Source organism: Marinobacter sp. (genome assembly GCF_041595835.1).
Classification (GTDB): domain Bacteria; phylum Pseudomonadota; class Gammaproteobacteria; order Pseudomonadales; family Oleiphilaceae; genus Marinobacter.
In genome coordinates, this window is sequence record NZ_JBFHJO010000020.1 from 24,793 (window position 1) to 48,602 (window position 23,810).

A 23,810-nucleotide genomic window follows, 5' to 3' on the forward strand; every position below is an offset into this window, starting at 1 on the left:
TTGGGCATTATTGTAACAGCTTTGCCAAGTCGCTGACGGTGTCTGCGATGGTATCGGCTTGCCACAGATCAACCGTTTCGGGCTGTTCGATATAGCCATAGCGTACAGCGATGGTGTACATACCTGCCTTGCGGCCTGCTTCGATGTCGCGCTCGTGATCCCCAACATAGATTGCCCGCCCGGGCTCAGCATTGATCTCTTTGCAGGCCAGAAACAGTGGTTCTGGGTGGGGTTTTCGGTTGGTCACATGGTCTGGGCAGATCAGAGTTGCACAGCGCTTCTCTAACCCCAGGGCTGTAATAAGAGGGGCCGCAAAACGAACGGGTTTATTGGTAACAATGCCCCACGGGATTTTTTTGGCTTCCAGGTCACGAAGCAACGTATCCATGCCTTCAAATAGCGTTGTTTCTTCCGCAATGCCTGCTTCATAAAGATCTAAAAATGCGGTGTGCTTATGTAAATAACCATCTTGTTCGGGTTCCAGGTTGAACCCCAGTCGCACCATAGCCCTGGCACCATTGGAAACGGAGCGCCGGATGTGTTCCGGTGCCAGAGGTTCAAGGTTGTGTTGTTGCCGAAGCTGGTTCAGACAGCGAATGAAGTCTGGAGCTGTATCAATCAGCGTGCCATCTAAATCAAACAGAACCGCAGAGGGTTTGGCTTTAGTTTTCACGAATATCCCGGGCATGCATCAGGTAGTTTACATCCACATCACGACCGAGCTTATAGCTTTTGGTGATGGGGTTATAAGTCATGCCGGTAAGTTCCTGGATTTCAAGGCCTGCATGGCGCAAGTGGTCCGACATTTCTGAAGGGCGAATGAATTTCTTCCACTCGTGAGTGCCCTTAGGCAGCATGTTCATGATGTATTCCGCACCCACAATAGCAAACAGGAATGATTTGGGGTTTCGGTTGATGGTTGAGACAAACATGTGTCCGCCGGGACGAAGCATGGCGGCGCAGGCCTTAATGATGGACGCCGGATCTGGTACATGTTCAAGCATTTCCAGGCAGGTTACGGCATCATATTGGCCTGCGTGTTCCGGATCACGTGCCAGTTCTTCAATTGTGGTCTGTCGGTAATCCACTTTTACGCCAGACTCCAGGCCATGTAGCCGGGCCACATTCAAAGGAGCTTCGCCCATATCGATGCCGGTTACGTGGGCACCACGCCGGGCCATGCCTTCAGATAACAGACCACCGCCGCAGCCCACATCGAGAACCCGCTTTCCGGCAAGGGAAACCCGTTCGTCAATGAAGTTCAGACGCAGGGGGTTAATGTCGTGAAGTGGTTTGAATTCACTGGTTGGGTCCCACCATCGGCTGGCCAGTGCCTCAAACTTGGCAATCTCTTTGTGGTCTACGTTCTGGTTGCTCATGCTTGCACCTGGTTTGAAAAATTAACTGAGAATGTGTTTTTGCCAGTCTTGAACCCGAATCATCAGGTCCGGCACATCAATTCGGGTCAACCGGCCATCCTGTAACTGTGGTACGCCGTGAATCCAGCTGTGGCTGACTGCTCGCCCGTGATTGCTGTAAACCAGATGCGAGGCTGGGTCATAGACGGGCTGCAGGAACGGATCACTCAGGTCGACTGCGATGAGGTCTGCCAACTTGCCGGCAATGAGTGAGCCCAGTTCATGTTCACGGCCCAGTGCCCGGGCGCCATTCATGGTCGCCATTTCAATAGCCTTATGGGCCGACAGTGCTGTGGCGTCTTCGGCTACCACCTTAGCGACCATGGCGGCCGATTTCAGTTCACCGAACAGGTCCAGGTCGTTATTGCTGGCTGCGCCATCGGTACCGATGGTGACATTCATTCCGCTGTCGATGAGCTTTTGAACAGGGCACAGGCCGCTGGCTAATTTAAGGTTGGATTCAGGGCAGTGAACAATGTGCCCGCCGGCTTGGTTCAGAAGCTCTACATCGGCTTCGTTAATCTGAGTCATGTGAACGTACTGGCTGTTGCTGCCCAGCACGCCCAAGTCAGCCATGCGGGCAACCGGGCGTTGGCCTGATACTTTCAGTGCTTCTTCTACCTCGAAAGCAGTTTCATGCAAGTGAATCTGGATAGCTGCACCGGTTTTTTCTGATAGCGCTACAGCAGCCTTCAGGGGCTGGTCAGACACGGTATAGGGCGCATGAGGGCCTATCGCCGGCATGATGTAGCTATCTTTGCGCCACTGCGCAATGAGGTCAGTGCCTTTAGCCAAGTATTCATCCGGGCCGGAGCCCCAAACGGTTGGCATATCGATAAGTGGAAAGCAGATCTGTGCACGCATACCAATGTCGTGAGCGGCCTGAGCCGTGACCTCGGGAAAGAAGTACATATCAGAGAAGGTTGTGGTGCCAGTGCGCAGCATTTCAGCCATAGCCAGTTTGGAACCATCCAGAACAAACTGCCCGGACACAAACTTGCCCTCGGCAGGCCAGATATGTTCGTTCAGCCAGGTCATCAATGGCAGATCGTCGGCCATTCCACGGAATAGGGACATGGCAGTGTGACCGTGCAGGTTGATCAGGCCTGGCAATACGACATGCTGTTGGAGGTTAATTGTTTCCCGGGTACGGTATTTCTGGTCTGCATCCGTTTGGGGTAAAACCGCCGCTATGCGGCTGCCCTGAAGAATGACGGCCTGGTGTTCCAGAACGACGCCAAAAGGTTCAACGGGAATTAGCCAGCGGGCGTTAATCCGGGTGTCGGCTGCTGTGATGGTGTTTGCCGTCATTAACCTGCCTTGGAGGGTTGGGGGCACGGAGTCTGCGTGCCGGAAATTTCAACTGGCAAGTATAGCGAGCCACCACCGGTAGAACTACCCCGGCAACTGAGCCAGTGGAGGTATAAACCTGCAGGTAAAACGCTATACTGCGCCTTTTCTGGGCTGCAAATGGAGCTGTGTATGGCAATTTCTACCGACCAACGATCGATGGGGGCTGTAGCTATGCGCTGGCATGGCGACAGGTTAGAGCTTTTGGATCAGCGCTTGCTTCCTGCTGGCGAACACTGGGTCACCGCAGCAGATGCCTCCGCTGTTGCTCAGTGTATTGCTGATATGGTGGTTCGTGGCGCTCCGGCCATCGGCATCAGTGCGGCTTATGGGGTTGCCCTGGCGGCTTACAATGCCCGTGGCAACAGTAACTGGAAGGCTGCGGTCAGGCTAGCCATTGATGAGTTGGCACAATCCCGGCCAACCGCGGTTAATTTGTTTTGGGCGCTTCAGCGGATGGAACAGACTTTCCTGACTTGCGCGTCGCCGGGTGAGGCTGTTGAGCTGTTGGCTGCTGAGGCGGTGTTGATACATGAGGAAGACTTGGCTGCCAACTTAGCTATGGCGGATCACGCACTGGATGTGATGAACCCGCAGCAAGCTATTGGTGTGTTAACCCACTGTAATACGGGCGCACTCGCAACGGGTGGTTATGGTACGGCTTTAGGCGTGATTCGTCGCCTCCATGAGCGCCAGTTGCTGGACAGGGTGTATGCCGATGAAACCCGGCCTTGGTTGCAGGGTAGCCGCCTGACCGCCTGGGAGCTTATGCAGGATAATATTCCCGTCACGCTTAATGCGGATGGTGCAGCAGCAGCCATTTTGGCCAGTGGTAAGGTGAAATGGGTGCTCGTAGGAGCTGACCGGATTACAGCTAATGGTGATGTTGCCAACAAAATTGGTACATACAGTCTGGCGGTATTGGCCCGTTACCATAATGTGGGGTTCATGGTGGTGGCTCCGTCCAGTACGGTGGATATGGCCCTGGTATCTGGTACGGAAATTCCGATTGAAGAGCGTGAAGGAACGGAGGTTCGTGAAATTCGGGGTATACCTCTGGCACCTGCAGGAGTGGATGTGTTTAATCCAGTGTTTGATGTTACGCCGGCAGGCTTGATTGATGCCATTGTTACTGAAAAAGGTGCCGTGAGGAAACCTGATCTCGCCGGAATGAGGGCGTTATTTGCCTGAAGGGGGGGCTGGCTCTTCTGAATCCTGCGTGTGAAGGCTGGCTTTCAGTTCTGCCATTTCTATTTCTTGCTGTTCGATAAAGTGCATCGACATTTCAAAGCTGTTTCGGGTAAATTCCAGGACTTTCCTGAACCCTTCGTCAGAAAGGTTTCGGGCATCGTCGTGGCGGCGGAATATATTGATGAACTCCCGTTCCCGTTCGAATTGCAGGGGTATCCGGCCTATCCCCCAGTCGTTCAGGATTTGCCAGACTTCCGGGTTGTAGTTCCGGGTGGTGCGCATGATGAAGGGAATCGGGTCGTTTCTGGCTATGAGTGCGGCAAATCTGAGAATCAGCTCGAAGGATAGGGTGGCGGTGCCGTTTTCAATGGCTTCAAGCAGGGATTTGTCTTTCAGGTTCAGGGCCTCGCTCATTTCTGAAAGCGTGAGCCCGGCCACTTCTCGGATGTCCTTGAGAGATTGGCCAGCGGTCAGCATGGCCCTGAGTTGATCCTGTGAGTTAACGAGCGCTCGCCCGACTCTGAGCGAGGTGTCAGTAGCTTTGGCTCCGAATCTCAGGGCCGAACCGGTAAACCCGACAATACGATCCAGAATCCCTTCCGGTGTTTTATTGCGATTTTCCGTAGTGGCTATGCCTTCCGCTTCCTCCATAGAACGCATGGCGTGCAGGGCGTCCAGCAGCATGTCCTGGAACGCCTGAGCTTTTTTCAGACTGTCGCCTTGAGTTCCGGGAGAGGCATGCCGGGTCATGGTTTTATGGCGCCTCGGTTTTGGCGGCGAACCGGGTAGGTGTCAGTATGGATGCCATGCGTTGGTCCAGATCCAGCAAGTCGGCCATGATGTGGCCGCCTTCGCGAATCACGAAGTCCAGTTCTTCATCTGTCGTGTCCAGATTTTCGGCCTGCTCATCCTGCCATTTTTCCAGATCTTCCAGTGTGTCAAATGGTTCATCGCCACGTAGTTCTCGGCGGGCATTTGCAATGGTCAGTCGGGTATTTTCTACCTGATTGTGTTGGGCTGTTCTTTCCTTAAGGTTAAGACTCACGTAGTCGATCTGGCGTTGCTGGTTAAGGAAGTCTATTTCCTTTTGCAGCAGGCTGAATTCCGGGCTGGTTTCAAAGCGGTCAGCGTGTCGTGAACGCAGTTCTTCGATGATGCCGCTGAAATCGAAATAGCGAGTGTGGGGTACGGCTTCAATCTGATCCCAGGGAAGAGCATGATCCAGCGCATCTTCACCAATTCTGGTTTTATCAATACGGGAAGGGATCTCGATGTCAGGGATCACGCCTTTGTGTTGAGTAGAGCCACCGGAAACCCGGTAAAATTTGGATTGAGTGATTTTCAACTGCCCATGGTTAAGTGGGCGTACAGCCTGAACAGTGCCTTTACCAAAGGTTTGAGAACCAACGACCAGGCCGCGGCCGTAATCCTGAATGGCACCTGCAAAAATTTCTGAAGCGGAGGCGCTCATGCGGTTGACCAAAACGACAAGCGGGCCGTCGTAGACAACCGTCGGGTCTTCGTCGTTCAGTACCTGGACATTGTTGTTAGCGTTGCGTATTTGAACGGTAGGACCTTTATCGATAAACAGGCCGACAAGGTCGTTGGCTTCGTGTAATGCGCCACCGCCGTTGTTGCGAAGGTCTATCACAACACCGTCAACACCATCCTGCTTGAGTTCGTTAATCAGTTTACGTACGTCACGGGTGGTGCTTTTATAGTCGGGATCGCCAGCCTGCATGGCCTGGAAGTCAGCGTAAAAGGTGGGGATGGTGATGACACCGATGTTGTAGGTTGCTCCATGCCTGTCCAGCCTGATGAGGTCTTTGCTGGCGCTTTGCTCTTCCAGCTTTACTTCATCACGATTGATGGCAATGCTGCGAGTAACTGTTTCATCGGAAGCGTTCGCTGGTATTACTTCCAGAGAAACGGTTGAGTTACGAGGACCTCGGATCAGATCCACTACTTCATCAAGGCGCCAGCCGATGACGTTGACAGGTTCTTCACCCTCTTGAGCTACTGAAACAATTCTGTCTGCAGGCTGCAGCTGTCCTTGTTTGGACGCAGGGCCGCCAGGCACCAGGCGAACCACTTTGGTGTATTCGTTGTCTGACTGAAGAACCGCCCCGATGCCTTCCAGAGACAAGCTCATGTTGATGTTGAAGTTTTCAGACGTACGTGGTGAAAAATAAGACGTGTGTGGATCCCACATGCCAGTGAACGCGTTCATGTAGGCCTGAAATGCATCTTCACTACGAGCTTGATAAGCACGCTTAAGCTGGCCTTCGTATCGGCGTAACAGGGTTTCTTTTATAGTGTCGTCATCGTTACCGCTCAGCCGTTGAGCCAGGACGGCATTTTTGATGCGCTTGATCCAGAGTTTGTCCAGAGCGGCTTTGTCTGCTTCCCATTGGCTATCTGAGCGGTCAACACGAATTTTCTCGGTGGTGCTGAAGTCCAGCTCGGAAATGTCGTTTTCAACAATATCCCGGGCAAATTTGAGGCGTTCGATAATGCGCTGCTGAACCAGGTTGTAGATATCAAACCCAGGTTGCAATTGGCCGGTCTTCAGGGCCGAACCGAGTCGATTCCTGACATTACTCAGGGCGTCAATATCTTGCTGAGTCAGATAAACGCGCTGGCTGTCCAGGTAGTTCAGGTAGGCGTCAAATACATCGCTTGATAATTCGTCGCTGATGCCAAGGTCGCGGAAGTGTGTGAACTGTAACTGACGGGCAATCAGAATATTTGCCCGTGCCTGATCAATGGTGGGGGACACCGGTTGATACACGGCGGGTTCTTCAACTTTTGCCTGTAAACCGGACAAGCCGGGAATGAGTAGGGCAATGCTAAACGCCGCGCTTAGCCCAGCTTTTTTGATAAGCGTGGACCGGTGGCTACGGGGCATGGCTTTTTCCGCAATGGTCATATTAAACATACCTGGCGATACTGGGCTTTTTATACTTGTCAGTCTGGCTGACAGTGGTTATTACCCGTGACTAGTCAATTTATTGTAGGCAACTGCTACACCTGTTGCCATAGGCCAGGTGTATAGCTTGGTGACAATATGTCCATATAAGTTGCAGCTTTAGACTATAGGTTGGGACTTTTGGCGGGAAGTAAAGGGGGAGAGTGGCCGAAGGGAAGCCCTCCGGCCTGCAGGCACTTATACAAAGATTTCGTTGTTTTCGGCTTTTTGTAGCAGCAAGGCCGGGGGGGTGAACCGTTCGCCGTATTTTTCGGCCAAGGTTCTGGCTCGCTCAGCAAAGGCTCGTACGCCATACTGGTTCACAAACTGGATGGCTCCGCCGGTCCACGGAGCGTAACCAATACCGAAGATGCTGCCGATGTTGGCATCTTCAACGGTGCGCAGCACGCCTTCCTCCAGACATCGGATGGTTTCGATCGCCTGAATGAACAGAATGCGGTCTTTTAGGTCCTGGAGTTCAACGCTACGTGCTTTTTCCTGGTTAACAAACAGGCTCTCCAGTCCAGGCCAAAGGTATTTCTTGCCCTTTTCCGGATACTCATAGAAACCAGCACCCGACGTTTTTCCCTTACGGTTGTGGGTGTCGACCATGGCATCGATAATGGCTTCGGCGGGATGCGGTTGCCATGTTCCACCTGCTGCCTCTGTGTCTTTCTTGCTTTGTGCCCGGATGTGTTGCATCAGAGTCATACTGACTTCGTCAGAAATGGCCAGCGGACCAACAGGCATGCCAGAAAGAAGGCCAGCATTTTCAATGCTGGATGGGTGGATGCCCTCGGCCAGCATGCTGATGCCTTCGTTTACAAAGGTACCGAATACCCGGGATGTGAAGAAACCACGGCTGTCATTGACAACAATCGGGATCTTGCCGATCTGCTGTACATAGTCGAAGGCGCGAGCCAGGGTGTCATCGGAGGTTTTTTGACCAACAATAATTTCTACCAGCTGCATTTTGTCAACCGGCGAAAAAAAGTGCAGGCCAATAAAATTATCTGGCATGCTTGAGGCTTCGGCTAACTGAGTGATGGGGATGGTGGACGTGTTTGATGCAAAGATACCTTTAGCCGCCATTTTGGGTTCGGCCTCCTGAGTGACCTTGGCTTTCAGGCCGCTGTCTTCGAAAACAGCTTCAATGATCAGGTCACAACCACTCAAATCTTCCACGCTGTCGGTTGCGGTAATGCGGGCCAGAATTTCGTTTTTCTGTGCTTCTGTCATACGGCGACGGCTGACTTTTTTGAGCAGTATGTTTTCGGAATAGCTTTTACCTTTTTCGGCGTTTTCTACAGATACGTCTTTTAGCACGACGTCAATACCGCGGCTGGCGGTGGCGTAGGCTATGCCAGCCCCCATCATTCCTGCGCCGAGAATGCCGACTTTTCTGAAGGTTTCTTTCTCTACGCCGTCAGGGCGACTTCCGCCGGCTTTGATGGCATTTAACTGGAACCAGAAAGTGTTGGTCATGTTTTTCGCGACCTGGCCGGTGACCAGTTCTGTGAAGTAACGGGTTTCGATCAGGCTGCCGTTATCGAAATCTACCTGAGCACCTTCAACCGCAGCCGCCAGAATGCGCTCGGGTGCGGGATAACAGCCTTTGGTTTTCTGGCGCAACATGGCCGGTGCGATGGCTAGTTTCTGGGCCATGGCGGGATGATGTGGCGCACCGCCGGGTAGCTTGAAGCCTTTTTTATCCCATGGCTGCTGGCACTTTGGGTTAGCTTCAATGAAGGTGCGGGCCTTGCTCATCATGTCTTCAGGTGAATTGGCCAGGTCATCGATGACGCCGGCTTTCAGAGCTGCTTTGGGGTTCAGCTTCCTGCCTTCCATCAGTAATGGGAAGGCGGCTTCCAAACCGATCATTCGTGGTAGGCGCTGGGTGCCACCACCACCAGGCAGCAGCCCCAGTGTTACTTCTGGCAAGCCTAGCTGAGTGCTGTCGTTATCGAGCGCGATGCGGTGATGGCAGGCCAACGCAATTTCCAGTCCACCACCCAGAGCGGTGCCGTTGATGGCAGCAACAACGGGTTTGCCACAGGTCTCCAGGAAGCGCATGTCGGCTTTCAGGGCATCAACCATAACTTCGAAGTCTTTGGCTTGTTCCCGGGTTACCTTGTGCAGTTCGTTCAGGTCACCGCCGGCAAAAAAGGTTTTTTTGGCGGAGGCGACGATGATGCCTTTGATGTTGTCCAGGTCACGTTTGACCTGGTTGACGGTGTCCGTCAGAGCGGCCCGGAATTCGCCGTTCATAGTGTTGGCGGATTGGCCTGGCATGTCGATAGTGAGGGTTAGAATCTGGTCTGAACCCAGGTCATATTTAATTGCGGTCATGGTCGGTTCCTTGTTCATGGAAGTGGGTTTCAAACGCGTTCGATGATGGTAGCAATGCCCATGCCGCCGCCAACACACAGCGTCGCGAGGCCGTAGCGTAATTCGCGGCGCTCCAGCTCATCGAGCAGTGTGCCCAGGATCATCGCGCCGGTAGCACCTAGCGGGTGGCCCATGGCGATAGCTCCACCGTTAACGTTCACTTTCTCATCAGGAACAGACAGTTCTTTCTGGAAGCGCATTACTACAGAGGCGAAAGCTTCATTTACTTCAAACAGGTCTATCTGATCGACCGTCATTCCGGCTTTTTTTAATGCTTTCAGGGCTGAGGGGGCCGGGCCTGTCAGCATGATGGTGGGGTCGGTGCTGGTGACGGCGGTAGCGACAATGCGGGCACGTGGTTTCAGGCCCAGTTCCTTACCCTTGGCTTCACTGCCAATCAGCATGGCAGTGGCTCCGTCAACGATGCCGGATGAGTTGCCGGCATGGTGTACATGGTTGATCTTCTCAACGTAGTGGTATTTTTCGCGAGCTACGCCGTTAAAGCCCATTTCCCCCATCATCTGGAAAGATGGCTTAAGGCCGGATAATGATTCCAGGGTGGTGTCAGCGCGAATGTGTTCATCGTGGTCCAGAATAACCACGCCGTTCTGGTCCGTAACTGGCACGATAGATTTTTTGAAGAGGCCGTTCTCCCAGGCTTTGGCGGCTTTTTGCTGAGATCGTACGGCAAAACTGTCGACGTCTTCACGACTAAAGCCGGCAAGGGTGGCAACTAAGTCTGCACCGATACCCTGAGGCATGAAACCCGTTTCCAGGTTAGTGGCCGGGTCGGTTGCCCAAGCACCGCCATCCGAGCCCATAGGTACGCGGGACATGCCCTCAACACCTCCGGCAACCACCAGATCCTCCCAGCCCGATCGTACTTTCATTGCTGCAAGATTGACGGCTTCAAGTCCGGACGCGCAGAAACGATTCAGAGTTACGCCCGCTACTGTTTCGTCCCAGCCTGCGGCCAGTGCTGCAGTTTTGGCGATGTCTGCACCCTGATCACCAACGGCCGTAACACATCCCATCACAATGTCATCAACCTGGGCAGTCTCCAGATGGTTGCGTTCCCTCAGTGCATTGAGCACGGTCGTCAGCAGGGTAATGGGCTTAACGCTATGCAGTGAACCATCTTTCTTGCCGCGACCGCGGGGGGTGCGAACCGCATCAAAGATATACGCCTCGGTGGACATGGTTATTCCTCTGTTAATTGTTCTTGGTGAAACTGGATGCAGTAACCATAGCCGCAATGGGTTGTTGGTGGTAATGACAGTGGCTGCCAATCCCATTGGCAAAATTGCTCAGCGCTAAGGCTTGGGGAGGAATAAAAATCCCTGGTCGCAGTCGGGCTGGCCAGGGATTATTTAAAGCTACAATACGGGAGGCGGGGCTAGTCTATTTGTGCCAGCGCTGTCAGAGCTTGATTCAGGCGACTGGCATTTTCGGCGGTAATGTCTTCAGCGTCAGGGTGTAAGCACCAGAGTGCCACCAGTTTCTCCAGTTCTTTGGTAGGGGAGGTAGTTTCATTATTGCCCATGCTATCTGTCAGGCGCTGAACCTGAATTTCCATCCGGCGGGTCTGGTCTTGCTCCGGCGAGGGGGTGCCTGTCAGGATTTCAGCCCGTATTGCCAGGTCGCGGCCATTGATGGTGCCGGATGCTTCGGCCAGAGTATTCCAATGCGGAGGTGTGGACTCTTCTGATAGTTGCTTTTGAGCTTTGTCATTGATCAGCGTCTGCCACTCAGCCACGGTTTGCCGGAACTTTTTGTCTTGAGTGATCCGGTTGAGGCGTTGCTTCAGCTTTTGCAACTGATCCTTTGCAGAATGAGACAAGGGCTCATTGGCCAGTGAGTTTATGGCTTCGCGGGCTTCGTTCAGAATGTTGTCGTCTGTAGCTGTTCCAATATCCTGATACTTGCTTAGCGCTTCCTGTGCAGCTATATCGGCTTGTTCGCTGGCATGTTGCTGAGCTGTACGTTGTGCGTCACGGCGCGCAAAAATTTCGTCACAGGCTTTGCGGTAGGCCTGCCACATTTTGCGGTCTTCCCTGTGCCGGGTTATGCCCACCTTGGTCCATTCAGCTTGCAGGGATTTAGCCTGTTCCATAGCTTCCTGGAGGGGCTCGTGGTTAATCAGGGCCTGGGCCTTTTCAACAATAGCCTGCTTTTGGGCTTCGTTCTTTTTGCGCTCTTCATCCAGCGGGCGTTCGAGCTGCTTCAACAGATCATCAAATTGTTTCTGTGCCTGGCGGTTGTCGCGAAAGTCTACTGGCCATGCATCTTTCCATTCCTGCCGTGCTGTCTGATAAATTCGCTCAACGGCCTTCCAGTCTATGGTTGACCAGTCGGCGTTCGCCAAGAAGTTAGCGAGTTCGCTGCAAATAGCTTTGCGCTTTTGGAGATTGGCCTGTTTCAGATCAGATTTTGCTTCGAAATAGATCTTGCACGGCTCATAGGCCCGGTCTGAGGCAGCTTTGAACCGGGTCCAGAGGGATCTGTCTGAAGAACCTCCCAGTTCACGCCAGTCGTTTTGCAGCTCTTTTATCCGCTCAGCTTTGGCTTCCGGTTCCATGGGCTGGTCGGCCAGGTATTCCATTTGTTCGCAAAGAGCGATTTGTTTCGGTTCAGTTGCGAAGCCTTGCCAGTCGCTGAGTTCGCGGAACTGACCTGTCAGCAACTGTATTCGGGCCTGCAGGTTCTTCCGGTTGTGATGGTCCAGTTGCTGAAACAGGTGTTGCACGGCTTTGATCAGCTGTTTGGATTCTTTGAACCGCCGAGCTTCAAGCGCAGCTTCCAGTTCCGGTAATGTGTCTTTGAGTTTGGCGGCAAGGGCCTGCTGTTTTTCGTGGCGGCCGTCTGTTGCTTTTGGTGTTTTCGGTTTTCCAGTCAACTTGCGGATCAGGGCAAGGCTGGCTGGCTGTGCAAAGCCTGAAGGCCACTCCAGTTGTTTCAGTAGTTCACTGGCCTGTTTGCGGTGATCGTCGGTGGCTTGGTCAGATTCGACGGCCTGAACCAGTGTGGTGATCGTGTCTTTTTCCTGCGCCATCCAGCGTACAGCATTCAGGTAGCTCCGCAGCGAGAGCATGTGTTGCTCGTAAGCCTCTTGTTCGCTTTTATCAACCGAAGTGTCGCGGGTTGCCTCTAACCAACGGTTTTCTTGGGTTTTTTGAAGTGCATCCAGGGCGGAAGCCGAGGGGAGGTCGTTGGCATCCTGGGCTTTCAAATCGGAGAGCGTGCCTTTAAGCAACTCTAACGTTTCAAGCCGCTGGCGCGCCTGTTCTTGCTGGAGCTCTTCTTTTTGGCGAGCTTCTTCCATCTCTTGTAGGCGTTCACGGCACTGGTGTACAGCTTCCAGGAACTGCTGAGTCTGCTCGGGGGTGGCATTGATTTCTATTGCCCGCCATTGGTCCTGAAGCGTCTCAAGGCGTGCCTTGAAGAGTTTGGTGTTTTCACTGCTGGCTTGTTCCTGAGCTTGGCTGACCAGGTCTGTGATTCGCTGGTGGGTGGCGGCTTCGTTAGCCTGCTGTTCCCTCAGACGTTGGAGCGACTGGCGGACAGTCTGATAAACGCCTTTGTCACGACCCTTTGAATGTTTCTGAACTTGTTGAAGTAAGGCTTCATCAAGAATGCCTTTTGCGGCTTCCAGCCGGATAGATGCGGTTACACCGTCAATTGCCAGTTCCGCTAATTCGGATTGTGCAGGATTGTTTGCAAGCCGTTGTTCTTGTGCTTCCCGAAGCGCTTTTCGGTGGTCTGCCTCTGTTGGCTGGCTTGGTTCAGGTTTTACGGGTGCCCTTGTGCTGGTGGTCTTGTTTGCTTTGCGGGACTTGAACAGTTTCTGAATGAATGCAGCCATAAAAGGTATCCTTCGGGATTGAAACCAGTCTGCGGTGTCGGCAAAGTAGTCCGCCACCGGCCGTCGGCACACAGTTGTATGTCGGGTAGTTGATATTCGGGCGCTAGTCTAGCGTTTAGCGAGCGCATGCGGGAAGGGGCTATATGGGAAAAGATTCAAAACAGGAAGATCCGGAGTATAAAGCCCGGTCGGTAGCCCTGCGTCTGCTGGCAAGGCGCGAGCATAGTCGCTATGAGCTTTCACTGAAGTTACGACAAAGAAAGATCGGAAAAAACGTGATCGATTTAGTGCTGGATGATTATGAAAAAGAAGGTTGGCTAAATGACGCCCGGTTTGCCGACATCTATGCTCGTCAGCGCATGGATGTTGGGTATGGGCCGCTTCGCATCATGGCGGAACTGCAGCAAAGAGGTGTTCATCAAAGTCCGGAATGTCTGGCAGAAATGTCTGATGCAGACTGGTGTCGTTTGGCGGCCCAGTTGCGGGATAAGCGGTTTGGTCTTGACTCAGTTAGCAATGATTTGCAGGAAAAGCTCCGGCAGGCAAGATTTTTGGCTCGTCGAGGGTTTTCTTCTGCACAGGTAGAAAAAGCGCTGAATATGGATGATCTGGATGAGGTCTGGGCGATAGATGGCTGACGCCTAGAGCGTGGGCGGTATCAGGCTGAGTTCTGGTGGCAACGCCGCTCTCAGGTCTGGTGTTTCAGACAGAGGGCTTGCTTCGCCGGGCTCTTCTTCTGTATTTGTGGTGAGTTCACTCAAGGCTAATTGTTGCTCCTGATCGTCAGCTTCGTTTTTGTCGAGCGCCGGTATCCTGGCCAGAACATCGTAATATCTCCGGATGTTTTGAACGTATGCTACGGGTTCGTGCCCCCTGGCATATCCGAAGCGGGTTTGTGAATACCACTCCTTCTTGGCCAGTAACGGCAAAAATTCTTTCACATCCATCCAGCGGTCAGGATCCTTGCCTGCTGACTCAGTCAGCCTTCGGGCATCCTCCAGATGGCCATAGCCAACATTGTAAGACGCGAGGGCAAACCAGGTTCTGTCAGGCTCCGGAATTCGGTCAGGGATTTTCTCGTAAACCAGCTTGAAATACCGGGCCCCACCTTCAATGCTTTCCTCTGCATCCAGGCGGTTGTTGATACCGATATATTTTGCTGTTGTTCTGGTCAGCATCATCAGGCCGCGCACACCGGTGGGAGAGACAGCGTTTGGGCGCCAGTGAGACTCCTGATAGCCAATAGCGGCTAAAAGCCGCCAATCTATGCCTGTTTCACGAGCATGACTTTCAAACATAGCCTGATAGCGGGGAAGCCTGTTTTCCAGGTGATGCATAAAGGTGCGGGCGCCGACATAACTCAGTCGGTCGAGGTGACCATAAAACCGTTCTGCCAGTTGTGCTTTGGAGCCGTCTTCATCGGAACGCTCCATAAACTGTTGCACCGCATTGGCTAAAGAGTCGTCCTGTTGTGGAGGGAAAAGCCAGACAAGTTCCTGAGGTTCGCTCAGGGAAAATGCCTCTTTAACCATCGGGTAGAAAACGTGATTGAGGTCTAGCTCGTTTGAGGAAATAACGGCATAAGGTAGTTCGCCGCTATCCACTTTAGCCAGTAAGTCGGCAGCGTCCAGCCCCGGGTGGATACGGATCTCTGGCCGGTTGGCGGCAGGTTTTGAGATGATCAGGTGTTCGTGGTTACTGTCGGCGAGCAGATGTAATGTCTGGTCTGACAAGTCTTCAAGAGACGACGGGGCGGGGTGGTCCCGGTGATACACAACAATAGATTGGGCGCTGATGCCAATAGGTACTGGATGGAACTCATTCTCGAAATCAGGCCGATTGATTAATCCGGCAAGGCCGATATGGGCGTAGTTTTGCTGCAGGATGGACAGAATTTCGGAGTTGTCCTCAGCTACTCGAACCCTGAGCTCAACACCTAACTCCTCTGCGAATTTACGAGCAAGTTCATAGTCGTATCCCGTGGGGCCTTCTTGTTCTTCATAATAAATAGAGGGCGCAGCACGGGTGATAACGTGCAAAACCCCTTCGTTTTTCACTGTTTGAAGGGTGCTTGGCTGGGAGCAGCCGCTGCCGGCAAAAATGGCCGTCAAGCTAAGCGCAGTGATTGCGCTGGCGTTTCGTAACATATTGATAAGTTGCGACAAATCCTTGTTCTCCGAAAAAGCCCAATGTTCAGGGAACTACGTGGCTACGGCCACTCTCCTGTTGTTTGATGCCCCCGGCTATCCTTGCAACGAATTAATAATCTCTTCTTGTGCGGCTGCGGTCAATTGGCGTGGTTAATAACTACGCAAAATAATGTTAATAATACACCCACGAAAGGCATCACCTTACCCTGTATCCCGGCGGCGGTTTCAAGTATCATGGCCGCCTTTCAGAAAGACGTCCCCCGATTCTTCGCGCGATACAGGTTGATATCATGCTTGAACTTCGCGGCGCGCCAGCGCTCTCGCCCTTTCGTTCCCGCAAACTGCATTCTCGCATCCAGGAAATGGTTCCGGATGTGGAGCATGTCTATGCTGAGTTTATGCACTTTGTGGATCTAGATGACGACCTGTCCGATACGGAACAGGCGATTCTGGACCGGCTGCTTACTTATGGGCCTAGTGTTGAAGTAGAAGCGCAGGATGGAGTTTTGTTCCTGGTGGTTCCACGACCCGGCACACTCTCTCCCTGGTCCAGCAAAGCGACTGACATCGCCCGTAATTGCGGGCTGCGCCAGATTCGCAGAATTGAGCGAGGCATTGCCTATTATGTCCGCGCCAGCCGTAAACTGGATCTGGAGCAGCGGGAGAAAATTGCCGCACTGCTGCACGATCGCATGACTCAGAAAGTTTTTCACGAAATGGGTGGTGCCGAGCTGTTGTTCAGTAATGAAGAACCCCGGCCTCTGGGGCGTGTACCGGTTATCTCCGGTGGACGTGCTGCTCTGGTGGAAGCGAATAGTCGCCTCGGGCTTGCGCTGGCCGACGATGAGATCGATTACCTTGTGACATCTTTTGGCAAGCTGGAACGTGATCCGACTGATGTTGAGTTGATGATGTTTGCGCAGGCGAACTCCGAGCATTGTCGACATAAGATCTTTAATGCGTCATGGGATATTGATGGCGAAGGGCAGGACAAGTCCCTGTTCGCGATGATCAAGAATACCTATGAAATGAACAGTGAAGGTGTGTTGTCTGCGTACAAGGATAACGCGTCAGTCATTGTTGGTAGCGAGGCCGGTCGTTTCTATCCGGCCCCAGGTTCCGGTGTGTATGGCTACAATCGTGAGCCTGTACATATCCTGATGAAAGTGGAAACCCATAACCACCCGACAGCTATCGCACCTTTTGCGGGCGCTGCTACTGGCTCCGGTGGTGAAATTCGTGACGAAGGCGCGACTGGTCGCGGCTCTAAGCCAAAGGCAGGACTTTCAGGTTATACCGTGTCAAATCTGAATATTCCCGGCGCTGAACAGCCGTGGGAAATCGGGTATGGCAAGCCGGGCCGGATTGCTTCGCCGCTGGATATCATGATTGAAGGTCCCATTGGCGGCGCTGCGTTCAATAATGAATTTGGCCGACCAAATCTGGCGGGCTATTTCCGTACTTTCGAGGGAAAAGTTCCCGGGGCTGCCGGCGAAGAGGTTCGCGGCTACCACAAGCCCATCATGATTGCCGGTGGTCTGGGTAATATTCGTGAGCAGGATGTGGAAAAAGGGAATATTCCCGTAGGTGCAAAACTGATTGTGCTGGGTGGTCCGTCCATGCTTATCGGGCTTGGAGGCGGCGCGGCTTCCTCTATGGATTCAGGCTCAAGTAACGAAAACCTGGATTTCGCGTCTGTACAACGTGACAACCCTGAAATGGAGCGTCGCTGTCAGGAAGTCATCGACCGCTGCTGGCAGTTGGGCGACGAGAACCCTATATGCTTTATCCACGATGTAGGTGCCGGTGGCTTATCTAACGCGATGCCAGAGCTTGTTAAAGATGGTGGTCGCGGTGGTAAATTTGAGTTGCGCGACATCCCCAGCGATGAGCCCGGCATGTCGCCGCTGGAGATCTGGAGTAACGAATCTCAGGAACGCTATGTGCTTGCAGTGGCCCCGGATGACTTGGACCGGTTTGATGCACTGTGCCGCCGTGAGCGTTGCCCTTATGCGGTAATTGGCGAGGCTACCGAGGAACACCATCTTGAGCTGGCTGACTCCTATTTCAACGATAAGCCGGTAGACCTGCCGATGGATGTGCTATTCGGGAAGCCCCCGAGAATGCATCGGAGTGTTACTCGTGCTTCGTTCACAAAGCCAATTTTCGATTCTTCGAAAATTGATCTTCAGGATGCAATTCAGCGTGTTCTCCGCTTGCCATCTGTTGGATCGAAGAGCTTTCTGATTACCATTGGTGACCGCACAATCACCGGTCTGGTCGCCCGTGACCAGATGGTTGGTCCCTGGCAGGTTCCTGTGGCCGATGTAGCTGTAACTGCAGCCTCTTTTGATGTGAATGCCGGCGAAGCCATGGCGATGGGGGAGCGCACGCCGCTGGCTGTTATTGATGCCCCGGCATCCGGCCGTATGGCTGTTGGTGAGGCGATCACCAACCTTGCAGCTGCTCCTATAGCGAAACTGTCGGATATTCGTCTTTCTGCAAACTGGATGGCTGCTGCCGGCCATCCGGGTGAAGATGAAAACCTATACGACACTGTGCGTGCTGTTGGGATGGAGCTTTGCCCGGCTCTGGGGATTACTATCCCGGTGGGTAAAGACTCCATGTCCATGAAAACCACCTGGGAGGAAGAAAACGGCGAGCAGAAGAGTGTGACGTCGCCCCTGTCTCTCATTGTCAGTGGTTTTGCACCGGTGACTGACGTAGCCAGAACCCTTACACCTCAGCTTCGAACTGACGTCGGTGAAACTGATCTGATTTTAATTGATCTGGCGGCTGGCCAGAATCGTCTGGGTGGCTCTGCCTTGGCTCAGGTTTACAGTCAGGTTGGAGCGGTTGCTCCCGACCTTGATGATCCTGAAGATATTAAAGCTTTCTTCGCGGTTATTCAGGGTCTGAATTCTGACGGTAAACTGCTGGCTTATCATGATCGGTCCGATGGTGGCTTGTTTGTAACACTGGCGGAAATGAGCTTTGCTGGCCGTGCCGGTGTGAGCGTCAAGCTGGATGGCTTGGCTGAAGACAGTTCCCAGTTTGCCCGTGAGCTGTTTAATGAAGAGCTTGGCGCCGTAGTGCAGGTGCGCCGTGAAGACACGGAGTTTGTGCTGCAACAATTCTCAGCAGCGGGCCTGGGTGACCACACGGGTGTTATCGGGACCTTGAATGATAAGGACCGGATTCAGTTGACGTTTGCTGGCGACCATGTGGTTGATGAGTCTCGGGTTGAGTTGCAGCGTATGTGGGCTGAAACCAGCTACCGGATTCAGTCTCTGCGGGACAATGCTGACTGCGCGCACGAAGAATTTGAGAACTTGCTGGACACTGAAGATCCGGGTCTGAACGCTAACTTGAGCTTTGATATTAATGAAGACGTGGCTGCGCCTTTCATTAACACGGGTGCTCGTCCAAGAGTGGCTGTGCTTAGAGAGCAGGGAGTTAATGGTCAGGTTGAGATGGCTGCTGCCTTTGATCGGGCAGGATTTGAGGCCGTAGACGTGCACATGAGTGATTTGCTGTCTGGCAGGGTGGCTCTCGATGGCTTTAAGAGCCTGGTGGCTTGCGGTGGATTCTCGTACGGTGACGTATTGGGCGCAGGCGAAGGTTGGGCGAAGTCGATTCTGTTCAATGACCGTGTTCGTGACCAGTTTGCTGCATTCTTCAATCGCCAGGATACTTTGGCGTTGGGTGTGTGTAATGGTTGTCAGATGCTGTCCAACCTGCATGAGCTCATCCCGGGCAGTGAAGGTTGGCCTCGTTTTGTACGTAATGAATCGGAACAGTTCGAAGCTCGTTTGGTGATGGTTGAGGTGACCCCGTCTCCCTCTGCTTTTCTGGAAGGGATGACCGGTTCGCGTATGCCGATCGCCGTAGCACACGGTGAAGGGCGTATTGAGTTTGCCTCTGGCAACTCCGCGGGGGCGTTGACGGAAAGTGAGTTGGTCGCATTGCGGTATGTGGACAATCAGGGACAGGTGACGGAGCGTTATCCATACAATCCCAATGGTTCTGAAGGTGGTATTACCGGTGTTACTACTCGCGATGGTCGGGTCACCATAATGATGCCTCACCCAGAACGTGTTTTCCGGGCTGTACAGCATTCCTGGAGGCCGGATGGCTGGCAGGAAGATGGTCCCTGGATTCGCATGTTCAGAAATGCCAGGCGCTGGCTCGGCTAATTGAGCAAACCTGTCCGGTTGGCCTGAAAGCCGATCGGGTAATGTTCCTTTTCTTGGGGCATTATCCGGTCGGCTTTTTTGATTGTACAATATTCACTCTGCGGTCAAAAAACATACAGGTTGGCCTGAAAAAATATGCTAAAAGTGCGGGTCAAGGTCTTGACTCGGGATTTTTATGCACATTTTTTGATGGAAATTGATGGATCTATGATCAAAGAGGGATATAAGCGTTCATTTTTTATTCGAAGTATTTAACCTCTTGAAAAATAAAGATAAAAATAAATGGGTGATTTTGTCGTCAATTTGAGTGAAGGCCTGTAATCATAGGGGTTCAGAGTGGATTCCCCAAAACTTTCCCCAGAGTTATCCACAGAATCTGTGGGTAAGTTCAAAAAAACCTGATTTGTACAAAACTTGTACTATTTGAGGTGCACAGATGTATAAACTTTGCTACTTCGTACCGGAAACCCATCTGGAGAAAACCAAACAAGCTCTCTTTGATGTGGGGGCGGGGAAAATCGGCGACTACGATTGCTGTGCATGGCAATGTGAAGGACAGGGCCAGTTCCGGCCTCTGGCTGGAAGTGATCCCTTTCTCGGCAAGCAAGGAGAGCTGGAAGTTGTTCGGGAATTTAAAGTGGAGCTGGTTTGTTCTGAAAGGGTGGTCAGGAGTGCTGTCGCAGCATTGAAGCAGGCCCATCCATATGAAGAGCCCGCTTATGAGGTGTTGCGACTAGAGGTGCTGTGAGGCTCTTCTTTAGTGATGCGGGGCCTGATGTCGGTAATGTGTACGCCGTAGTTTCCTGTTTCCATCTCGTTAAGAAAGAGTTTCAGGGTTTTCTTCACGGTAGGGAAAGATATTTCATCCCAGGGAATCTCGTCGGCAGCAAACAGTCTGGACTCCAGTGACTCTTCACCGGCACCAAAACTTCCATCCAGAAGTGTGGCTCGATAAAACATGTGCACCTGATTGATGTGAGGAACATCAATGATCGAATACAGACCGTCAATACTGACTTCAGCCAAAGCCTCCTCTCTGGTTTCACGTGCTGCGGCTTCAATGGTCGTTTCAGCATTTTCCATAAACCCGGCTGGTAGGGTCCAGTAGCCGTATCTGGGCTCAATAGCTCTGCGGCAAAGAAGAATGCGCCCATCCCATACGGGTACTGTGCCGGCAATAATCCTTGGGTTCTGGTAGTGAATGGTGTCGCAGCTGACACAAACATAACGGTATCGGTTGTCGCCTTCGGGAATCCTCTGTTCAACCGGTTGGCCGCAAGTGCTGCAATACTTCATCATTTTCCCCGTATACTAAGTGTTCAATGGTAGTCAGTTTAACGGCCAAGGCTGTCATTGTCTCACCCAATGTTGTGAAGTTACCGGAGTAAACAGTGCAAGATCTGTTATCGGAAAAACTGTCGAATTATGCGCCCAGGCAATTGGCTCTGGATTATCCCGAGGCCGGAATCCTGGTGCCCATTACTGACACTCCAGGCAACCCTGAGATGATTTTTACCTTGCGTTCGGCACACCTTAAAACTCATCGTGGTCAGGTTGCTTATCCTGGGGGAAAACGTGATCCTGGAGATGCTTCTTTAGCTGCAACGGCGCTCAGGGAAACCTACGAGGAAATAGGATTGCCGCCTGACCAGGTTCGCGTGATTGCTCCGCTGAGCCAGGTTGTATCATTACATCGGATTCTGGTGACGCCATACGTTGGTATGGTTCCTGCTGATCACGTCTTGAAACCGAACCCCGATGAAATCGAGAGCGTATTTCGTGTTCCAATTTCTTTTTTTCTGGAAGATAAACGGGAGCGTACGGATGCTCTCGGTTTCCAGAACAGCACACTTTATGTGCCCTGTTACAGGTGGGAACGCTACCAGATCTGGGGGTTGTCAGCAGTGGTTCTGGTTGATTTCCTGAATGCTGTGTACGATGCCGGTATCGATATTCTTGAACCGCCGCGCTGAATCACTTGGAGGAATTGATGTTATACCGTCTTGAAAACCGTACACCAGAGTATTCAGGAGGAGGGCAGTTTGTTGCCCAGAATGCCACAGTGATTGGCAGCGTTAAAATGATGGAAAAATCCAGCATCTGGTTCAACGTAGTTGTTCGAGGTGATAACGAACTCATTACCATTGGTCCGGAGTCAAATGTTCAGGATGGTTCTGTCCTGCATACCGATCCGGGTAACCCTCTGACCATTGGGCGTGGAGTGACGGTGGGTCATAAAGCAATGCTTCATGGTTGTCAGATCGGTGACTACTCCCTGATCGGGATAAACGCTGTCGTGTTGAATGGTGCAAAGATCGGAAAGCACTGTCTTATTGGGGCGAATACCCTAATACCTGAGGGAATGGAGATTCCGGATGGCTCTATGGTGGTTGGCTCGCCGGGGAAAATTCGACGAGAGCTTACTGCTAGTCAGAAGACAATGTTGGAAATGAGTGCCCAGCACTATGTGCTTAACGCACAGCGCTATCTGACAAAACTGGAAGAGGTTGATCTCTAGCTATGAAAGTTCGGGATAAAGTGCGCTCCCCTTGCGTGTCAGTCTGCGCTCTGGATGCAAATGATATCTGTATTGGCTGTCAGCGTAGCGGTGACGAAATACTTCGATGGAGCACCATGACAGAGGATGAGCGCCGAGAAGTACTTAAAAACGTTGCAGAACGAGAAAAGCAATTTCAAATCTGAATGAACGGGAAGTAAACCGGAATGACTGACATAGAGCGTACTGTTCGTATCGGAACACCTCTTAAACCGAATGCAACCCGCGTTCTTTTTTGTGGCTCCGGGGAGTTGGGTAAAGAGGTCGTTATAGAGTTGCAGCGATTTGGTGTGGAAGTTATCGCTATTGACAGGTACCCGGATGCGCCTGCGATGCAGGTTGCGCACCGGAGTCATGTTGTCGATATGCTGGACGGCCCCGCTTTGCGAGAAATCATTGAGCGTGAAAAGCCTGACTTGATCGTTCCTGAAATTGAAGCAATCGCAACGTCGGAGCTTGTGAAATTAGAAGGGGAAGGGTACCGGGTGGTTCCAACCGCTCGTGCGGTTAACCTGACAATGAATCGAGAGGGTATTCGCCGTTTAGCTGCCGAAGAACTTGGTCTGGCAACGTCGCCCTATCGTTTTGCGGAAAGTCGTGAAGAATATATTGCAGCGGTAAGAGAAATAGGGTTGCCGCTTGTGGTTAAGCCGGTCATGAGTTCGTCGGGCAAAGGGCAGAGTACCGTCAAAACTGAGGCAGATATTGATGCCGCATGGGAATATGCCCAGACAGGCGGGCGAGCAGGCCGCGGCCGGGTGATTGTCGAAGGGTTTATCGATTTTGACTACGAGATCACTTTGCTGACAGTTAAGCACCGTGGTGGGATTTCCTTCTGTGATCCGATAGGTCACCTCCAGGAAGATGGAGACTACCGGGAGTCATGGCAACCACACCCAATGTCCGGGAAAGCCTTTGATGGGGCGACTCAAATTGCGCGGGCGGTTGTCGAGAATTTGGGTGGGTATGGCTTATATGGTGTCGAGTTATTTGTTAAAGGTGATGATGTTTGGTTTTCTGAAGTATCACCGCGACCGCATGACACAGGCCTGGTTACATTGATGTCACAGGATTTGTCTGAGTTTGCGCTGCATGCCAGGGCGATCCTTGGCTTGCCGATACCTGCTATCAGACAGCGAGGGCCGACAGCCTCATCGGTTATACTTCCTGAGGGTGAATCCCGATCGGTTTCCTATAGTGGGCTGGAAGAGGCGTTGTCTGAGCCGGATACTCAGATCCGCCTTTTTGGTAAGCCTGAATTAAAAGGCAGAAGACGGATGGGGGTGGCTTTGGCTCAGGCCGCTACCATCGAAGAGGCAAGGGCTGTGGCGCGGGCCGTTGCTCTGAAAGTTAAAGTAGAAATGTAAACGGTTCTGGATAGGAGATAAGGGGTCGATTAAAAGAATTTTAAAAAGTTTAAGGGCGACCGTTGACTCCTTGGCTAAGGTCTGTAGAATGCGCATCTCGCTTGAGGGGCTGGCCACTTAAATCAGTCGGAATCGAAGCGATAACTGCTTGTAAGATCTGAAGAAAATCTTTTAAAGTTTCTTTAGAAAGTGGTTGACAAGATGGCTGTTCAGTGTAAAATACGCCACCTTGATTGAGCAACGAGACGCTCAAACGCTCTTTAAAAAGTTGACCAAGTAATTCGTGTGGGCGCTGGCCGAGGTATTTCAGATACGAAATATCAGGACAGTGACTCGTCGAAAATTGAGTTTTGTCTTGAGCAA

Annotated in this window: 19 protein-coding genes; 8 read left to right on the forward strand and 11 right to left on the reverse strand. The window is 52.3% G+C overall.

What is annotated here, in order from left to right; translation table 11 throughout:
- Nucleotides 1–7: 7 nt before the first annotated feature.
- Genes ABYA77_RS08685 through ABYA77_RS08695 form a run of 3 tightly spaced genes read right to left on the reverse strand, consistent with a single transcriptional unit; the run spans nucleotide 8 to nucleotide 2,729 of the window.
- Complete coding sequence (locus ABYA77_RS08685; protein WP_372965561.1) at nucleotides 8–673, reverse strand: HAD-IA family hydrolase; 666 nt, start codon at nucleotides 671–673, stop codon at nucleotides 8–10.
- Nucleotides 663–1,379, reverse strand: a complete 717-nt coding sequence (gene ubiG, locus ABYA77_RS08690) for a bifunctional 2-polyprenyl-6-hydroxyphenol methylase/3-demethylubiquinol 3-O-methyltransferase UbiG (protein ID WP_372965562.1) — start codon at nucleotides 1,377–1,379, stop codon at nucleotides 663–665. Before ubiG ends, ABYA77_RS08685 begins: the two co-directional genes overlap by 11 nt.
- 21 nt (nucleotides 1,380–1,400) lie before the next feature.
- Nucleotides 1,401–2,729, reverse strand: a complete 1,329-nt coding sequence (locus tag ABYA77_RS08695) for a TRZ/ATZ family hydrolase (RefSeq protein WP_372965563.1) — start codon at nucleotides 2,727–2,729, stop codon at nucleotides 1,401–1,403.
- Between the two features lie 171 nt (nucleotides 2,730–2,900).
- Here ABYA77_RS08695 and mtnA point away from each other — a divergent pair, with 171 nt between their 5' ends.
- The gene (gene mtnA / locus ABYA77_RS08700; protein WP_372965564.1) at nucleotides 2,901–3,959 is read left to right on the forward strand and encodes an S-methyl-5-thioribose-1-phosphate isomerase; all 1,059 of its coding nucleotides are present in this window, start codon (nucleotides 2,901–2,903) and stop codon (nucleotides 3,957–3,959) included.
- On the opposite strand, the gene ABYA77_RS08705 is transcribed toward mtnA, so the two are convergent.
- The 5 genes from ABYA77_RS08705 to ABYA77_RS08725 form a co-directional block, all read right to left on the reverse strand.
- Complete coding sequence (locus ABYA77_RS08705; protein WP_372965565.1) at nucleotides 3,948–4,709, reverse strand: helix-turn-helix domain-containing protein; 762 nt, start codon at nucleotides 4,707–4,709, stop codon at nucleotides 3,948–3,950. The genes mtnA and ABYA77_RS08705 overlap by 12 nt on opposite strands.
- A 4-nt stretch (nucleotides 4,710–4,713) precedes the next feature.
- Nucleotides 4,714–6,888: a carboxy terminal-processing peptidase gene (locus tag ABYA77_RS08710; RefSeq protein ID WP_372965566.1), complete on the reverse strand. Its 2,175-nt coding sequence runs from the start codon at nucleotides 6,886–6,888 to the stop codon at nucleotides 4,714–4,716.
- A gap of 237 nt (nucleotides 6,889–7,125) precedes the next feature.
- A complete protein-coding gene (locus ABYA77_RS08715; RefSeq protein ID WP_372965567.1) occupies nucleotides 7,126–9,276 on the reverse strand; it encodes a 3-hydroxyacyl-CoA dehydrogenase NAD-binding domain-containing protein in 2,151 nt (716 codons plus the stop codon).
- A gap of 29 nt (nucleotides 9,277–9,305) precedes the next feature.
- On the reverse strand, nucleotides 9,306–10,514 hold the full coding sequence (locus ABYA77_RS08720; RefSeq protein ID WP_372965568.1) for an acetyl-CoA C-acetyltransferase: 1,209 nt from the start codon (nucleotides 10,512–10,514) through the stop codon (nucleotides 9,306–9,308).
- Between the two features lie 197 nt (nucleotides 10,515–10,711).
- The gene (locus ABYA77_RS08725) at nucleotides 10,712–13,177 is read right to left on the reverse strand and encodes a DUF349 domain-containing protein (RefSeq protein WP_372965569.1); all 2,466 of its coding nucleotides are present in this window, start codon (nucleotides 13,175–13,177) and stop codon (nucleotides 10,712–10,714) included.
- 143 nt (nucleotides 13,178–13,320) lie between these two features.
- Between ABYA77_RS08725 and ABYA77_RS08730 the strand changes: the two genes are divergently transcribed.
- Entirely contained in the window at nucleotides 13,321–13,815 is a 495-nt protein-coding gene (locus tag ABYA77_RS08730; RefSeq protein WP_372965570.1) for a regulatory protein RecX, read from the forward strand.
- Between the two features lie 3 nt (nucleotides 13,816–13,818).
- Here ABYA77_RS08730 and mltF read toward each other — a convergent pair whose 3' ends face one another.
- A complete protein-coding gene (gene mltF, locus ABYA77_RS08735; RefSeq protein ID WP_372965578.1) occupies nucleotides 13,819–15,324 on the reverse strand; it encodes a membrane-bound lytic murein transglycosylase MltF in 1,506 nt (501 codons plus the stop codon).
- A 293-nt stretch (nucleotides 15,325–15,617) separates the two neighbouring features.
- Between mltF and purL the strand changes: the two genes are divergently transcribed.
- Together purL and ABYA77_RS08745 are read left to right on the forward strand one after the other, a co-directional pair.
- Complete coding sequence (gene purL, locus ABYA77_RS08740) at nucleotides 15,618–19,523, forward strand: phosphoribosylformylglycinamidine synthase (protein ID WP_372965571.1); 3,906 nt, start codon at nucleotides 15,618–15,620, stop codon at nucleotides 19,521–19,523.
- A 436-nt stretch (nucleotides 19,524–19,959) separates the two neighbouring features.
- The gene (locus ABYA77_RS08745; protein ID WP_372965572.1) at nucleotides 19,960–20,271 is read left to right on the forward strand and encodes an NGG1p interacting factor NIF3; all 312 of its coding nucleotides are present in this window, start codon (nucleotides 19,960–19,962) and stop codon (nucleotides 20,269–20,271) included.
- Here ABYA77_RS08745 and ABYA77_RS08750 read toward each other — a convergent pair.
- A complete protein-coding gene (locus ABYA77_RS08750) occupies nucleotides 20,241–20,819 on the reverse strand; it encodes an NUDIX hydrolase (protein ID WP_372965579.1) in 579 nt (192 codons plus the stop codon). The genes ABYA77_RS08745 and ABYA77_RS08750 overlap by 31 nt on opposite strands.
- A gap of 95 nt (nucleotides 20,820–20,914) precedes the next feature.
- Here ABYA77_RS08750 and ABYA77_RS08755 point away from each other — a divergent pair, with 95 nt between their 5' ends.
- Genes ABYA77_RS08755 through purT form a run of 4 tightly spaced genes read left to right on the forward strand, consistent with a single transcriptional unit; the run spans nucleotide 20,915 to nucleotide 23,447 of the window.
- The gene (locus tag ABYA77_RS08755; RefSeq protein ID WP_372965573.1) at nucleotides 20,915–21,496 is read left to right on the forward strand and encodes a CoA pyrophosphatase; all 582 of its coding nucleotides are present in this window, start codon (nucleotides 20,915–20,917) and stop codon (nucleotides 21,494–21,496) included.
- A 17-nt stretch (nucleotides 21,497–21,513) separates the two neighbouring features.
- The gene (locus tag ABYA77_RS08760) at nucleotides 21,514–22,041 is read left to right on the forward strand and encodes a gamma carbonic anhydrase family protein (protein WP_372965574.1); all 528 of its coding nucleotides are present in this window, start codon (nucleotides 21,514–21,516) and stop codon (nucleotides 22,039–22,041) included.
- Nucleotides 22,042–22,043: 2 nt separating this feature from the next.
- Entirely contained in the window at nucleotides 22,044–22,226 is a 183-nt protein-coding gene (locus ABYA77_RS08765) for a DUF1289 domain-containing protein (RefSeq protein ID WP_372965575.1), read from the forward strand.
- Between the two features lie 21 nt (nucleotides 22,227–22,247).
- The gene (purT, locus tag ABYA77_RS08770) at nucleotides 22,248–23,447 is read left to right on the forward strand and encodes a formate-dependent phosphoribosylglycinamide formyltransferase (RefSeq protein WP_372965576.1); all 1,200 of its coding nucleotides are present in this window, start codon (nucleotides 22,248–22,250) and stop codon (nucleotides 23,445–23,447) included.
- A gap of 49 nt (nucleotides 23,448–23,496) precedes the next feature.
- On the opposite strand, the gene ABYA77_RS08775 is transcribed toward purT, so the two are convergent.
- A partial coding sequence (locus ABYA77_RS08775; RefSeq protein ID WP_372965577.1) for a hypothetical protein occupies nucleotides 23,497–23,810 on the reverse strand: 314 nt, incomplete at its 5' end.

Excerpts from the sequence above, each read along its gene's own strand:
- ubiG (WP_372965562.1), bottom strand. The coding sequence starts at position 1,379 with ATGAGCAACCAGAACGTAGACCACAAAGAGATTGCCAAGTTTGAGGCA.
- ABYA77_RS08760 (WP_372965574.1), top strand. The coding sequence starts at position 21,514 with ATGTTATACCGTCTTGAAAACCGTACACCAGAGTATTCAGGAGGAGGG.
- ABYA77_RS08725 (WP_372965569.1), bottom strand. The coding sequence starts at position 13,177 with ATGGCTGCATTCATTCAGAAACTGTTCAAGTCCCGCAAAGCAAACAAG.
- ABYA77_RS08705 (WP_372965565.1), bottom strand. The coding sequence starts at position 4,709 with ATGACCCGGCATGCCTCTCCCGGAACTCAAGGCGACAGTCTGAAAAAA.
- ABYA77_RS08710 (WP_372965566.1), bottom strand. The coding sequence starts at position 6,888 with ATGACCATTGCGGAAAAAGCCATGCCCCGTAGCCACCGGTCCACGCTT.
- purT (WP_372965576.1), top strand. The coding sequence starts at position 22,248 with ATGACTGACATAGAGCGTACTGTTCGTATCGGAACACCTCTTAAACCG.
- mtnA (WP_372965564.1), top strand. The coding sequence starts at position 2,901 with ATGGCAATTTCTACCGACCAACGATCGATGGGGGCTGTAGCTATGCGC.
- purL (WP_372965571.1), top strand. The coding sequence starts at position 15,618 with ATGCTTGAACTTCGCGGCGCGCCAGCGCTCTCGCCCTTTCGTTCCCGC.
- ABYA77_RS08715 (WP_372965567.1), bottom strand. The coding sequence starts at position 9,276 with ATGACCGCAATTAAATATGACCTGGGTTCAGACCAGATTCTAACCCTC.
- ABYA77_RS08750 (WP_372965579.1), bottom strand. The coding sequence starts at position 20,819 with ATGAAGTATTGCAGCACTTGCGGCCAACCGGTTGAACAGAGGATTCCC.
- ABYA77_RS08720 (WP_372965568.1), bottom strand. The coding sequence starts at position 10,514 with ATGTCCACCGAGGCGTATATCTTTGATGCGGTTCGCACCCCCCGCGGT.
- ABYA77_RS08730 (WP_372965570.1), top strand. The coding sequence starts at position 13,321 with ATGGGAAAAGATTCAAAACAGGAAGATCCGGAGTATAAAGCCCGGTCG.
- ABYA77_RS08765 (WP_372965575.1), top strand. The coding sequence starts at position 22,044 with ATGAAAGTTCGGGATAAAGTGCGCTCCCCTTGCGTGTCAGTCTGCGCT.
- ABYA77_RS08745 (WP_372965572.1), top strand. The coding sequence starts at position 19,960 with ATGTATAAACTTTGCTACTTCGTACCGGAAACCCATCTGGAGAAAACC.
- ABYA77_RS08695 (WP_372965563.1), bottom strand. The coding sequence starts at position 2,729 with ATGACGGCAAACACCATCACAGCAGCCGACACCCGGATTAACGCCCGC.
- mltF (WP_372965578.1), bottom strand. The coding sequence starts at position 15,324 with ATGTTACGAAACGCCAGCGCAATCACTGCGCTTAGCTTGACGGCCATT.